The 13,687-nt window shown below is 74.7% G+C and carries 10 protein-coding genes; 6 read left to right on the top strand and 4 right to left on the bottom strand.

What is annotated here, in order from left to right; translation table 11 throughout:
* The first annotated feature begins 305 nt into the window (after window positions 1–305).
* The 4 genes from ACFVTF_RS01030 to ACFVTF_RS01015 all read left to right on the top strand — a co-directional run bounded on the left by ACFVTF_RS01030 (window position 306) and on the right by ACFVTF_RS01015 (window position 5,727).
* Window positions 306–1,496, top strand: coding sequence for a rhodanese-like domain-containing protein (locus ACFVTF_RS01030; protein ID WP_371517846.1), 1,191 nt, complete (start codon window positions 306–308; stop codon window positions 1,494–1,496).
* A 124-nt stretch (window positions 1,497–1,620) separates the two neighbouring features.
* Window positions 1,621–2,280, top strand: a complete 660-nt coding sequence (locus ACFVTF_RS01025; protein WP_387807503.1) for a DUF5819 family protein — start codon at window positions 1,621–1,623, stop codon at window positions 2,278–2,280.
* Complete coding sequence (locus ACFVTF_RS01020) at window positions 2,277–3,596, top strand: HTTM domain-containing protein (protein WP_387807500.1); 1,320 nt, start codon at window positions 2,277–2,279, stop codon at window positions 3,594–3,596. Before ACFVTF_RS01025 ends, ACFVTF_RS01020 begins: the two co-directional genes overlap by 4 nt.
* A gap of 10 nt (window positions 3,597–3,606) precedes the next feature.
* The gene (locus ACFVTF_RS01015) at window positions 3,607–5,727 is read left to right on the top strand and encodes an FUSC family protein (RefSeq protein WP_371517843.1); all 2,121 of its coding nucleotides are present in this window, start codon (window positions 3,607–3,609) and stop codon (window positions 5,725–5,727) included.
* Window positions 5,728–5,811: 84 nt separating this feature from the next.
* On the opposite strand, the gene ACFVTF_RS01010 is transcribed toward ACFVTF_RS01015, so the two are convergent.
* Complete coding sequence (locus ACFVTF_RS01010; RefSeq protein ID WP_371517842.1) at window positions 5,812–6,480, bottom strand: hypothetical protein; 669 nt, start codon at window positions 6,478–6,480, stop codon at window positions 5,812–5,814.
* A gap of 99 nt (window positions 6,481–6,579) precedes the next feature.
* Here ACFVTF_RS01010 and ACFVTF_RS01005 point away from each other — a divergent pair, with 99 nt between their 5' ends.
* Window positions 6,580–7,302, top strand: a complete 723-nt coding sequence (locus tag ACFVTF_RS01005; RefSeq protein ID WP_387807497.1) for a TetR/AcrR family transcriptional regulator — start codon at window positions 6,580–6,582, stop codon at window positions 7,300–7,302.
* A 23-nt stretch (window positions 7,303–7,325) separates the two neighbouring features.
* A complete protein-coding gene (locus tag ACFVTF_RS01000) occupies window positions 7,326–8,081 on the top strand; it encodes a TrmH family RNA methyltransferase (RefSeq protein ID WP_387808318.1) in 756 nt (251 codons plus the stop codon).
* 42 nt (window positions 8,082–8,123) lie between these two features.
* Here the strand turns inward: ACFVTF_RS01000 and ACFVTF_RS00995 are convergent, their stop codons facing one another.
* The 3 genes from ACFVTF_RS00995 to ACFVTF_RS00985 form a co-directional block, all read right to left on the bottom strand.
* Complete coding sequence (locus ACFVTF_RS00995; RefSeq protein WP_387807494.1) at window positions 8,124–9,473, bottom strand: peptidoglycan-binding protein; 1,350 nt, start codon at window positions 9,471–9,473, stop codon at window positions 8,124–8,126.
* Between the two features lie 296 nt (window positions 9,474–9,769).
* On the bottom strand, window positions 9,770–10,783 hold the full coding sequence (locus ACFVTF_RS00990) for an XRE family transcriptional regulator (RefSeq protein WP_371517839.1): 1,014 nt from the start codon (window positions 10,781–10,783) through the stop codon (window positions 9,770–9,772).
* A gap of 299 nt (window positions 10,784–11,082) precedes the next feature.
* Window positions 11,083–13,233, bottom strand: a complete 2,151-nt coding sequence (locus ACFVTF_RS00985; RefSeq protein WP_387807491.1) for a protease pro-enzyme activation domain-containing protein — start codon at window positions 13,231–13,233, stop codon at window positions 11,083–11,085.
* Between the last annotated feature and the right edge of the window lie 454 nt (window positions 13,234–13,687).

Raw genomic sequence — 13,687 nt, 5'->3', positions numbered from 1 at the left:
GGCGTGTCTTGTGGATCGTGCCGGGCTTGAGGGCGTGTCTGAACGAGTCCGCCGGGTGCCCGACGCCGCGTGCTGATCCGACGCGAATCATCAGACACGCCCTAGCGAAGCACGGACCGGCCCGGGCGTGATAGCGAAACGGGGAGATTCCTCAGGATCGGTTGCGTGCCGTGCGGCGCGCGCCGGTTCGCACTCCCCGTTCACCCGGACGGGGCCTTCGCGCGCGAGGGTAGGGTGGCAGGCCGGGCCACCCCGCGAGGCGGCTCCGCATGGACGCAGCCGGCCGGACGAGACAGAGGCGAGAAGTGACCGCGCAGAGCCCCGTCCGCTGGACGGACCCGCAGCAGCAGGAGCTGGAGGAGCGGGTCGCCGCCGCCGAACTCGCCTGGCTCAGCATGGACGTCGACGTGCAGACGCTGCGGGTCGAGATCGACAACTTCGCGCTGATCCACCATCAGCTGCTGGGCCCGCTCTACGCCCGGCTGGACGAGCTGGAGGCGCTGGTCGCCGAGGCGGTCGCGGCCAGGACCGGGCACCCCGAGGACCTCCGCCGGGCCGCCGAGGCCCGCCGGCAGGTCGACGAACTGCCCGACCTCGACGCGCTGTTCGACTCCGTCCGGGAGCAGGAGGCGGCCCCGCCGCCGCCCGCCGCGCCCGCCCGGGTGCGCCCCGGCCGGGACGCCCAGCGGATCTACCGCGAGCTGGTCCGCCGGGCCCACCCCGACCTCAGCACCGACCCGGCCGAGCAGCAGCGCCGGGCCGCGTTCCTGGCCCGGGTGAACGAGGCCTACGCGGTCGGCGACGCCGCCGCGCTGGAGGGCCTGTCCGCCGAGTGGTCCACCGCGCCCGAGGCCGCGCCCGGCACCGACTCCCCCGACCGGCTGGAGTGGCTGCGCCGCCGGCTGGAGTGGCTGACCGGCAAGATCACCGAGACCGCCACCGAGCAGGTCCGGCTGGAACAGACCCCGATGGGTCAGCTGCTCGCGCTGGCCCCGCAGGACCCGGACCGGCTGCTGGAGCAGCTCGCCGAGGAACTGCTCGCCAAGGCCGCCGCCCAGCAGGCCGAGCTGGAGCGGCTGCTCGGCGCCCCGGCCGCGGCGGGCGACGGCCACCGGCAGCCGGTGGGCGACAATGGCACCGACCCGACCCAGCCCCAGGAGAGCCACACGATGTTCGCGCAGATCCCCTCCACCACCGCCGCCGCAGTGCCCGCCGACGCAGCCCTGCTGGACGTGCGCGAGCAGGACGAGTGGGACGCCGGCCACGTGGACGGCGCGCTGCACATCCCGCTCGGCGAGGTGATCGCCCGGATCGGCGAGCTGCCGGACGGGAAGCTGTACGTGCTCTGCCGGGTCGGCGGCCGCTCCGCGCAGGTCGTCCAGTACCTGGTGCAGCAGGGCCGGGACGCGGTGAACGTGGACGGCGGCATGTACGCCTGGGAGGGCGCGGGCCGTCCGATGGTGAGCAGCACCGGCCAGGACGCCTTCGTCCTGTAGGCCTGTTGGCTTCGTAACCCGGTGGCCCCGTCCGGCACCGTCGTGTTCACCCGGTAGGGCAGTATGGGCGCGCGACCGCGCCGGGACGGGACCCGGGCGGCGCGCCGACCGGGCCGGGGAGGCCATGACGGAGACGACGGACCGCCCGGCCGCCGGACGGGTCTGGTCGACGCCCGCGCAGCTCGTGCTCGGCCTGGCCGCGGCGGTGCTGGTGGTCGGCACCGGGCTCTTCCTCGCGGCGGTGTTCCTGCACGTCGCGCCGGCCAACTCGCTGTCCCGGCAGTACCGGAACGAGGTCGACGGCCTGGTGTACCCGGAGTTCGAGCAGAACTGGCGGCTGTTCGCGCCGAATCCGCTGCAGCAGAACGTCAGCCTGGACGCCCGGGTGCGCACCGCCGCCGCCGACGGCACCACCCGCACCCGCGACTGGACCGGGCTGACCGCGCAGGACGTCGCCGCGATCCGGCACAACCCCGCCCCCAGCCACGTCGACCAGAACGTGCTGCGCCGGGCCTGGGACTTCTACGACGGCTCGCACAACCCGCAGGACGAGGCGCTGACCAACACCCGCGGCAGGCTGGCCGAGCAGTACCTCAAGCGGATCGCCCTGCAGCGGATCGGCCGGGAGGTGGACGGCGAGCGGATCCTGGAGGTCGAGTTCCGGGCCACCGCGGTGACCGTCCCGCCGCCGTCCTGGAGCGGCGAGGCCGCGCCACCGGCGCCGAAGGTGCGGGAGCTGCCCTGGTGGCCGGTGGACGACGAGGACTACCGGGAGCTCGGGTGAGCGAGGTGTCGCCGGAGGTGTCGTCCGAGCTCTCGCCTGACGTGGCGTCCGAGCTCTCGCCGGAGGTGCCGCCCGGGCAGCGGTGGTCGGAGGGCATCCCGCGCCAGGCCGGGCAACCGCCCGCCGCCGGCTCGGCCCCCGGGCCCCGGCCCGACCCGGCGCCGCGCGGGCCCGGCCCGGCCGACCTGGCCGCCCGGGCGATGGCCGCCTTCACCGGGCGCGCGCTGGGCCGCCACCAGGCCGCCGTGGTGCGGATCGGCTTCGGGCTGGTCTGGCTCGCCTACCTGCTGCGCGAGTGGCCCAACCGGCGGGAGCTGTACGGGGACCGGTCGCCCTGGTCGATGGACCTGGCCGAGCGGCTGCTGACCGACAACGGGGCGTTCACCGTGCTGCCGTGGTTCGGCGGGCGGCCCTGGTTCGAGCTGGTCTACCACCTGGCGGTGCTGGCCGCCGTCGCGGTGGTGCTGGGCTGGCGGACCAGGGCGAGCACGGTGCTGTTCCTGGTCACCGTGCTGTCGCTGCAGAACCGCAACGTCTTCCTCGGCGACGGCGGCGACAACGTCGTCCACCTGATGGCGGTCTACCTGGTCTTCACCCGCTGCGCCGAGGTGTGGTCGCTGGACGCCCGGCGGGCCCGGCCGGGGTGGGCCGGGGTGGTGCTCTGGGTGCTGCTCGGTGCCGTCCTGGCGGCCTGCCAGCTCGGCGGCTTCTCCGGCGAGAGCCTCACCTGGACGGTCCGGACCTTCCCGTACGTCGGCTGGGCGCCGTTGTTCTGGGGGCTCTGGGCGGTGGCCGGGCTCTGGTGGACGCTCGGGCGGCTGCGGCCGGACGGCGAACCGCGCGCGGTGCTCGACGCGCTGGCGAACATGGTGCACAACTGCGCGATGCTGGTGATCGCCGTCGAGGTGGTGCTGATCTACGCGACGGCCGGCTGGTACAAGGTGCAGGGCTCGCGCTGGCAGGACGGCACCGCGCTGTACTACCCGCTGCACCTGGACTACTTCACGCCCTGGCCGTGGCTGTCCGGCCTGGTCGGCTCGGCGCTGCTGCCGGTCTTCCTGATCTCGTACGGCACGGTGATCGTGCAGGTCGCGTTCCCGTTCACGCTGCTCAACCGGCGGGTCAAGAACGTGCTGCTGGCGGTGCTGCTGGCCGAGCACCTGGGGATCGCGCTGCTGCTCGGGCTGCCGGTGTTCTCGCTCGCGATGATCGCGGCGGACGCGGTGTTCCTGCCGACCGGCGCGCTGCTCTGGGCGGCGGCGCGGCTGCGGCGGATCCGGCGGTCACGAGCGCCGGTCACCGAGGGCGTGCCCTAGGCTGACCCGTATGTCCTGGTTCGCCGCCCTTCGCGACACCGCGCGGACCGGACTCACCCTCGACCGGGCGCTCACCGACCCCAAGCGGGCCCTGCGCGGGGCCGTCGCGGTGGCGCTGGTGCTCTTCCCCACCCTCGCGCTCGGCGGGGTCGCGCTCGCCACCTCGGCCGCGATGGGCGCCTTCATCGCCGGCACGGCCACCTTCCAGCGCAGCTTCCGGCCCCGGGCCAGCCTCGCCGTCGCGGCCGGGGCCGGGCTCGGGATCAGCACCTTCCTCGGCTACCTGGCGGCCGGGGTCCCCGGGTTGTTCCCGGTGCTGCTCGCGGTGTGGGCCTTCGGCGCCGGGCTCGCCTGGGCGATCGGGCCGACCGCCGGGGTGGTCGCGACCAACACCGTCTCGGTGATGCTGATCGTCGTCCAGCTCCCGGTCAGCGCGACCGCCGCGCTCGGACACGGGCTGGTCGCCGCCCTCGGCGGGGTCGTCCAAGCCGTCGTCATCACCCTGTGGCCGATCGGGAGCTGGAGTGCCCAGCGGGACGCACTCGCCGACACCTATGCGGAACTCGCCGACTACGCGCGCAGGTTGAGACAGGATCCGACCGCGCACGTCGACCCGGAGCCGTTCATGACGGCCCGGCACGCCGCCGCCCTGACGCCCTGGCAGGACCGTCACCGGCCGGCCGAACTGCGCGGCCTGCGCGGCCTCGCCGAGCGCATCCGGCCCACCCTGGCCGCGCTCGCCGATCCCAAGGTGGGCGCCCCGGAGGAGGGGCCCGAACGCGACCGGGCCCGTGAGGTGCTGGCGGCCGCCGCGGAGGTCATGGACGCCCTGGCCCGGGCCGTCCGCACCGGCGACCCCGTCCGGCTGCCCCGCTCGGCGCCCACGCTCACCCTGGTCCCGCCGGACGAGGGGCCGCGCTTGCAGGGGGCGGCCCGGCGGTCGGCCCGCCGGCTGGGCGGGCTGCTGCGCAAGGCCGCGGACACGCTGGAGCGGGGCGACGCGGACACCATCACCACGCCCGTGATCGGCGCGGGCGGGGCGCTGCACAGGCCGTCGATCCTCCGGATACTGCCGGTCGCGCTGCGGACGGTGCGCCGGCAGCTGCGGCCGCGCTCGGCGATCTTCCAGCACGCCGTCCGGCTCGCCGGGGTGGTCACCGTCGCCTACCTGCTGGCGCGGCTGATCGGGTTCCACCACGGCTACTGGGCGCCGATGACCGCCGCGATGGTGATGCGGCCGGACTTCGCCCAGACCTACAGCCGGGGTGTCGCCCGGCTGGCCGGGACGGTCGTCGGGGTCGCCGTCTCGACGCTGGTGGTGCAGCTCACCCACCCCGGGGAGTGGGTGCTGGCCGCGCTGGCCGTGCTGTGCATCGGCGGGTCGTACCTGGCGTTCCGGACCGGGTACGCGCTGACGACGGTCGGGATCTCGACGTACGTGGTGTTCCTGCTCGGGCTCCAGGCCGGGAACCCGCTCACGACGGCCTTCGAACGGGTCGGGCTCACCCTGCTCGGCGGGTCGGTGGCGCTGGTGACGTACGCGCTCTTCCCGACCTGGCAGACCGCCCGGCTCGGGGAGCGGCTGGCCGAGTGGCTCGCCGCCGCCGGGCGGTACGCGGCCGCGGTGGTCGCCTGCTACGAGGACCCGGCCGCGCCGCGCGGGCGGGCGGTGCGGACCGCGCTGCTGGACTCCCGGGAGGCCCGCTCGGAACTGCTCCAGGCCATGCAGCGCGCCGACGCCGAACCGGGCCGGCACGCCTCCGGACTGCCCGGGGTGTCCCGGCGCCAGGTCGACCGGGCCCGGGCGGCCGTCGGGCACCTCGGACGGGTCGCCGTCCTGCTGGAGGCGCACCTGCCGGCCGCCGACGCCGACCCGGTGCCGGGGACGGCGGAGTACGCGGAGGAGCTGCGGCTGGCCACCGCGCTCGCGGGGGCGGCGCTGCTCACCGGGCAGCCGGTGGAGTTCGGCGCCGTGCGGGAGGCGCAGGCGCGGCTGGAGGAGCGGCTGGCGCAGGCGCCGGCGGGGGTGCAGCGGGACGTGGTGCGGGCGGGGACGCGGCTGCTGGGGCAGGCGCTGAAGGACCTGGAGCGGGCGCTGCGGGGGCGGGAGGACGTGCGGGGGCCGCAGTAGGCGACGTTCGCCCCTCCTGGAAGGGCGAACGTCGGGGGGGCGAACAGTGGAGGGCGGACGTCGGGGGCGAACGGCGCCGGGGCGTCAGGCGGCGCGGGCCGCGGCCTCCAGCCAGTTGGCGAACTCGCAGGCGAAGTGCCACTGGTGGCCGGTGCCGAGGAGGGCGGGGGCGGCCTCGGGGAACTGGACGGTGAGGCGGATCCGCAGGCCGTCCGGGGTGTCGGCGAACTCGTGCATCACCCGCAGCACCTCGGTGCCGTCGGCGAGGGTGCCGGTGCCGCCGATGCGGACCGGGAAGGCCTGGTGGCCGGGCCCGGCGATCGGGACGTCGTCGTGGAAGCGCAGGAAGAAGCGGGCCGGGCCGGTGCCGAGGGTCTCGATGATCTCGACCCGTTCGCCGGTGGAGTCGGCCAGGTAGTGCTCGGGGTTGGCGGCGAGCAGGGCGTCCCGGTCGGGGGCGTGCAGGCGGCCCTGCCACCAGGTGAGGAAGCGGTCGGCGTCGATGCCGGCGGCGGTGAGCTCGGTGACGGCGGTGCTCCACCGGCCGCCGGAGGCGTGGGCCCAGGCGGCCAGGGCGGTGTCGGCGGCGGTGGTGTCGGGGGTGAGCAGTTCGCGCGTCCGGTCGTCGCCGAGGCGCTGCTTGAGCAGGCGCAGGGCGGTGCGGGCGCGGTCGAGCTCCCAGGCGAGGACGGCCTCGCGCGGGTGGCTGGTGCCGTCGATGTCGGTGTGGACGGTGAGCGCGGTGGTGGTCACGGCGTCACTCCTCGGCTCCTCAACGATGCGGAGAGATTTTCTCCGCTTCACTGGACGCTAGCATAGGGGGAGAGAATTTCTCCGGTTAGGGAGTTGCCGATGAGGGCCGACGCGGAACGCAGCCGGCGCAGGATCCTGGACGCCGCCTGCGAGGTGTTCCTGGAACGGGGCCCGGACGCCCCGCTGGACGCCGTGGTCCGGCGGGCCGGGGTCGGCCCGGCCACCCTCTACCGGCGCTTCCCCGACCGGGAGGCCCTGGTCCGCGCCCTGGTGACCGACCTGCTGGCCCGGCTCGCCGAGGCCGCCGAACGGGCCCGCCGCGACGAGACCGACCCGTACCGGGCGCTGCGCCGCTTCGTGCACGCCGCCGCCGACCTGCGGATGGGCGCGGCGATCGTGGTGCTGCTGGAGCGGCTGGTGGTGGACGAGGACCTGGTCGCCGTCCGCCGCGACGCCGTCACCGCCGTCGAGGCGCTGCTGCGCGCCGCCCAGGACGCCGGGCGGCTGCGGGCCGACGTGGGGATGGGCGACCTGGTGCTGCTCTGCGTCCGGGTGTCCCGCCCGCTGCCGGGCGCGCTGGCCGCGCTCGACGCGGACGGCACGCTGGTCCACCGGCACCTCGACCTCGCGCTCGCGGGGCTCGCCGCCGATCCGGACGGCCCGACCGGCCGGCCGCTCGGCTTCGACGAGGTGATCGCCGCCGCAGGCCGCCCCGGCGAGCCCGGCCCGGGCGGGATGGCCCCGGATCAGGCGGTCCTGGATCAGGTGGCTCCGGGTCAGACGGCCCTGGGTCAGACGGCTTCGGACGAGGTGGCAGAGTGAACGCCATGAACGCCGTGAACGCCATGGACGACGAGGTGCTGCGGGCGTGGCGGGCGGCGGAGCGGGAGCCGGGGGCCGTCCTGCTGGACGGGTTCCACCCGCTGAAGCACGCGCTGCGCTTCGGCGGGGACGTCCGGCGGGTGCTGACCGCCGACCGGGCGGCGCTGCTGGCCCTGGCCGGGGAACTGGCGCCGGACGTCGCGCCGGCGCTGGACGCGCTGGCGGTGGAGCTGCCCGAGGACCGGCTGCGGACGCTGGCACCCCGGCTGCACCCGACCGGGGTGGTCGCCCTGGCCACGCGGCCGTCCGTCGACGCGAACCTGGCGGCCCTGGCCCGGCGCCCGCGCCCGGCCCCGGTGGTGCTGCTGGAGAACCCGCGCAACCTGGGCAACGTCGGGGCGGTGATCCGGCTGGCGGCCGGCTTCGGCGCCACCGGCGTGGTGACCACCGGCGATCTGGACCCCTGGCACCCGACCGTGCTGCGCGGCAGCGCGGGCCTGCACTTCGCCACCGCGGTGGAGCGGCTGGCCCTGCCGGAGCTGCCCGCCGGGCCGCTGTACGTGCTGGACCCGGAGGGCGCGGACATCCGGACGCTGCCGTTCCCGGACGACGCGCTGCTCGCCTTCGGCACCGAGCGGCACGGCGTCTCGGCGGAGCTCAAGGCGCGGGCGGACCACCTGGTCTCGGTGCCGATGCAGCCGGGGGTGTCCAGCTTCAACCTGGCCACCAGCGTGGCGATGGGCCTCTTCCACTGGATGTCGTCGAAGCCCCAGGGGTGAGGCGTGGTGCCCGCCCGGCGGGCACCACGCCGTTCAGAGCCCCTAGGCGAAGAGCCGGCGCCAGGTGTCCGGGCCGGGGTAGCCGTCGGCCTCGGCGCCGCGCCAGCCCTGGGCCTGCTGGAAGGCCTGGACGGCCCGCCGGTCGCTCTCGCTCCAGCGAGGGCCGGGGCCGACGCTGTACGAGCCGCCGAAGCCCTTGCGCACCAGCTGCTCGCCCAGCAGGCGGACCTGGTCGTTGTTCTGGCCCGGGCCGAAGTACTGCCGGCCGGGGAAGGCGGGCGCCCCGGTGCCGGGCTGGACCGGCGGCGGCGGTAGCGGGGTGGTGCCGGCGTCGATGGCGCGGCCCTTGCCGTTGACCAGGTAGTCCCAGGTGTCCTTGCCGGGGATGCCGTCGGCCTCGGCGCCGCGCCAGCCCTGGGCCTCCTGGAAGGCCTGGGTGGCCCGCCGGTCGGCCTCGCCCCAGTGCGGGTCGGGGCCCTCGGAGTAGAACCGGGCGCCGCCGCGCTGCACCAGCAGCCGGCCGAGCTCGGTGACGTACGCGTTGTTCGCGCCGGGGCCGAACTTGTCCGCGCCCGGGAAGGCGGTGGCCGGGGCGCCGTCGCTGCTGCCGCCGGACAGGCCGGTGTAGCGGTACGGGACGTAGGCGCCGGAGTTGTTCCAGTAGGCGTACGGGGTGTCGCGCTTCTTGGTGCCGGGGGAGGTCTGCTCGTAGGCGAGGTAGCGGGTGAGGGAGGAGTCCGTCCAGCCGCCGAAGATCGTCACGTGCGAGCCGGACTGCGGGCTGGCCGGGTTGTTGTAGATCAGCACGTCGCCGGGCTGGAGGTCGGCCTTGCCGATCCGCTCGGCGAAGTTCGGCAGGGTCCAGGTGGTCTGGCTGCTGCCGAGGCCCCAGGCCATCGAGACGAAGCCGGAGCAGTCCTGGCGGTAGCCGTCCGACCAGTAGCTGCCCATGCCGTACGGCACCTGCTGGTCGACCCAGCCCTGGGCGCGCTGGATGATCTGCGCCCGGGTGGGCGGCTGGGCGGCGGCGCGCGGGGCGGCGAAGGCGCGGGCGCCGGGTGCTTGGCCGTAGAGGCCGCTGACCTCGCCCTGCGGGGTCTGCGGGGGCTGGGCGGTGCTGCTGCCGCCCGGGGTGGGGCCCGGGCCCGGGGCGGGGGCGGCGGTGGCGTGTCCGGCGGCGGCCGTCCCGCCGCCCACCGCGGTGCCGACGGCGGCCATCAGCACGGCGGCCCGGCGGCGGATGCTGCGGGCCGCGGCGTGCCCGCCCTCGTGCACGGGTGCGGCCTGCCGCCGGGCGCGGCGGCGGGCGCTGCAGCCCCCGCATATGCAGTCCTCGTCCGGTTCGACCTCGTCGAATTCCAGTAGCGGGGACAGGTGGTCGGTACGGGTCATGCTCCGCCTCTTTCCTGCGGTCTTCCTGGTCGACGCCTGACGGCGTGACAGGACTGGCCTTCCCGGGCCGGCCCCGCGTGTTATCGGGACCAAAGTCCCAAAGCGGGCGGAAGGTGGCACGGCGGATTGCGCCGGACGGGTGACAACCGTTCGGCGGCCCGGGCGTGGCGGGGGTGAGGGGGAGGCGCTAGTGCCGGTGCGGGGACTGGCGGACGGTCAGGCTCGGCGGGGGTGCGCGGGCCGGTTCGAGGAGCGCGGTGGTGGTGGATGTCGGGGCGGCTGGACGCCGGGGGCGGCTACTGCCACTCCCAGCGGATGCCGATGTGCCCGGGCTGCTGGTCCGGGGCGAGCACGTGGGCACTCGCGGAGGCGCCGATCCAGAGCTGCTCGCGGCGGTGGTCGACGTCCGCGCCCGGCTCGCGGTCGTAGCGCTCGCAGTGCGCCGGGACGGCCGCCGGGTCGAAGTGCACCTGGAGCACGTACTCGCGCACCGGGGTGGCGAAGCGGCGGCTGTACTCCAGCGTCGGGCCGCCCGGCGGGATCTCCACCTCGTACTCGAAGACCGTGCTGTCGCCGAGCGCCAGCGGGCGGTCCAGCATCAGCTCGCCGACGGTCAGTCCGGTCTCCGGACGGCGCCGGACCCGGCCCAGCCGGCCGTGCCGCACCGAGGTGATCTCCGGGCAGCCAGTCGCCTCCTCGTCGGCCTTGTGCACGACCAGGCAGCGGCCCACGCCGCTCACGGTGGCGCGCACCACCTGGCGCATCCGCAGCAGGTTGCCGCGCCGCTCGGCGTCCACGTAGTACGAGTCGTGGATGCTCAGCCGCTCCAGTTCGCCCTGCGGCGGGGCGTCCAGCTCGGCGAAGATGTCCGCGATCTGCCGTTCGCCCGGCCAGACGTCCTCCAGGCCGAGGTGGCAGGTGTTCGCGACGGCGGCCCAGCGGCCGCGCGGGCGGGGCGGGCCGAGCAGCGAGGTGAGCGCGCTGTGCGGCAGTCCGAGCAGTTCCTCCAGCAGGTGGACGGCCCTCAGCGAGCTGGCCCGTTCGGGCTGGCTGCGTCCGCGCCGCCAGTAACTCAGCGTCGTGACGCTGACCCTGACGCCGCGTTGGGTGAGGGCGGCTCTGATCCGGTCCAGGCTGAGGCCACTGGCCTCGATGGCCAGGTGCAGGGTGTCCGCGAAGCCGCCGGGGGCGGTGGCCCGCCCGGCGTGCGCGGGTGTCGGAGGCGGTGCGGGTACGGACGGGCCGGGGCGCTCCGGGCGCAGTCCGACCAGCCGGAGTCGCGCGGAGTCCTGAGGCTGCTGTGCGGCCATGCGGTGACCCTCCCCGCCAGGTGAGTTCGGAGGGGCCTGGCCGGCGCCGAGGCTCGCCGCCGACGGCTTCACCGAGCTGTGGGGAACCCTATGCACGGTCGAGAGGCTACGTCATCAGTCGTGCGTATGACAGGGGTCACGGCAGGTGAACCGAAGGGTTAGTGATCTTGAAACAGTTCGGAAACACACTCCCTCGCCGCCCGCCCCCGTCGTCCGCCGCGCCGGGCGGACGCACACCGCCGGGGCGGGCCCTGTCGGCGCCGCCCCGGCGGGGGTCAGGTGGTGCTACCCGCTGGTGGTCAGTTGACGTTCAGCGCGACGTCGTCGATCACGAAGCTGGTCTGGTTGGAGCCGTCCTCGGTGCCGGTGAACTTGATGGTCACGCTCTTGCCGGCGAAGGAGGAGAGGTCCAGGGTGCGCTTCACGTAGCCGGCGGCGGCGTTGACGTTGGAGTACGTCGCCAGCGTGGTGCCGTTGGCCTGGACGGTCAGCTTGTCGTACGCGGTGGTGCCGGTCTCCGCGGTGTCGATGTGCAGCCAGAAGGTGAGGCTGGCGGACTTGCAGCCGGCCGGCACCGAGACGGTCTGCGACAGGGTGTCGGTGTGGGCGCTGCCGTAGCCGTCCAGCCAGGCCTTCCAGCTGCCCGAGTGGGCCGCCTGCGAGGAGCTGTTGTCGATCACGCCGCTGGAGGTGGTCCAGGGGGCGGCGGTGCCGGTCTCGAAGCCGCCGTTGCCGATCAGCTGGGCCGCGGTGCAGCCGCCGGTGGGCGGGGTGGTGGAGCCGCCGCCGAGCAGGGCGGTGGTCAGGCCGTCGGCGATCGGGGTGCCCCAGCCGGTGACCTGGTCGTAGCCCGTCCCGGCCGGGAAGTCCTGGTTGGAGCCGCTGGTCACGTCGTGGAAGGCGCCGGAGTAGTTGCTGCTGTTCGCGACCGCGTACAGCTTCGGGTTCGCCTCGCCCAGGACCGGCTGGCCGGCCGCCTTGGCCTTCTGGTTGAACTGGGCCGCGTAGCCGGCCCACAGCGGCGCCGCCGCGCTGGTGCCGCCGTAGACCTGCCAGGAGCCGGCCGTGTAGATCGCGAAGCCGCTCGCCGGGTCGGCGTTGGAGGAGACGTCCGGGACGGTGCGCATGGTGCCGCTGCCGGTACCGGTGCCGGTCTGCCAGGTCGGCTTGCCGAACACGGTGGAGACGCCGCCGCCGGCGCTGCTCCAGGCGCTCTCCGAGGAGTACGAGGTGCCGGACACCTGGAGGTTGGTGCCGCCGACGCCGGTCTGGTGCGGGCTGGACGCCGGGAAGTCGACCGCCTTGACCGACGAGCCGCTGGTGGAGCGGGTGCAGTCGCGGGAGCCGTCGTCACCGGAGGCGGAGAAGATCGAGATGCCCTGGGCGGCGGCCTGCTTGAAGGCGTTGTCCACGGCCGTCATCGAGGCGGCGGTGGTGTCCGGCTCGCAGGAGCCCCACGAGATCGAGATGACCGAGACCTGGTTGTCGGCCACGATCTTGTTGGCCATGTCGATCTCGCCCTGGTCGCTGTTGGGCGCCTCGTAGACCAGCTGGGTCGCCTTCGGCGCCGCGCCGCGGACGATCTCACTGTCCAGCTCGACCTCGCCCTGGCCCCCGCCGGGGGCGGAGTCGTAGTTGGCGCCGTCCACCGAGACCGTGGAGACGGCCGGGCCGGACAGGCCGTACTGCGAGTCGTAGGTGGTCAGGTTGGAGGACGAGTAGCCGTCGAACTCCCAGAGGGCGACCGTCGTGCCGGTGCCGTCGGCGCCGGTCTTGTTCAGGTTGTAGGCGCCGTCGTACTGCGACGGACCGAAGCCGCTCGGGGTCGAGGAGGCCGTGTGCGGGGTGACCGAGTTCGGCTTGGCCAGGCGGTTCTTGCGGACCGCGTGGTTGTCCAGGCCGCTCACGCCCTGGACCACGTCGGCCAGGTCGGCCGGGACGGAGGCGGCGGCGTCGTTGGCGAAGAAGGCGCGCTGCAGCTGCGGGTCGACGTAGGAGCTCTCGTGGGTGCCGAAGGCCTGGGAGATCTGCGCGTTGGTGCCGTGGGCGCTGACCACCTGGCGGTTGGCGCTGACCTCGGTGACGGTCAGGCCCTGGGCGGCCAGGTAGGTCTTGACCTGGTCGACGGCGGCCTGGGTCGGCCCGAACCGGGCGGTGAACTGCTCCGGCGTCAGGTACTTGCCGAACTCGGGGGTGCCGGGGGTGGCGACCGCGGCGAGGAAGCGGTCGAGGGCGGCGGTGTCACGCAGCTTCAGGCTGACGGCCACCGAGATCTGCTGCTCGGCCGGGACGTCGCCCTTCTTCTCCGAGTGGGCCACCGCCGGGTTGACGGTGTTCGGGAGCGCGACACGGGGAGCGGGGGCGGCCTGCGCGGTGGAGACACCGAGCGAGACGGCGGTCAGCGGCAGCACGGCTATCGCCGCGGCGAGGGCAAGGGAGCGGGGGCGCAACGGATCCTCCTCTGGCCGGCTGTGGGGGCCGGCAAGGGGCCAGAGCGTTCCGGAGTCGAGAACGCTGGCTAGAACATGACAGAACCAGTGCGCAAAGTGGCTCATGGTCAAGCAATTCGTTGCTAAAAAACAGTCAACTGTGGACACCCGGAATGCGGGGATTCCATACAGTGAATGGCCCGGATTCCGGAACCGGTCCCTACCGGTGGGGGGCGGAAGGGACGGACGTGGAACCGGGTGGGGCCGCGCGGGAAGCACGACCGGCGTGGGCCGAACGGCGACGCGCGGGAACGGGGCGCAGGCGGCGCGGAACTATGTGAAAGGCCGGGCCCGAAAACCGGTCTGACAGCCGGTCCGGCGGCGCGCCTGGCGGGTGCGCGGGGAGGCCGCGCACCCCCCCCGCGGGGGTCAGGGGGTGGCCCGCCCGGCGGTCAGGGGGGTGGGGTGCTCGCCC

Source organism: Kitasatospora sp. NPDC057940, from assembly GCF_042887425.1.
Classification (GTDB): Bacteria; Actinomycetota; Actinomycetes; order Streptomycetales; family Streptomycetaceae; genus Kitasatospora.
Note: the sequence above shows the minus strand (reverse complement) of the source record. Positions and strands in the feature narration are given on the sequence as shown.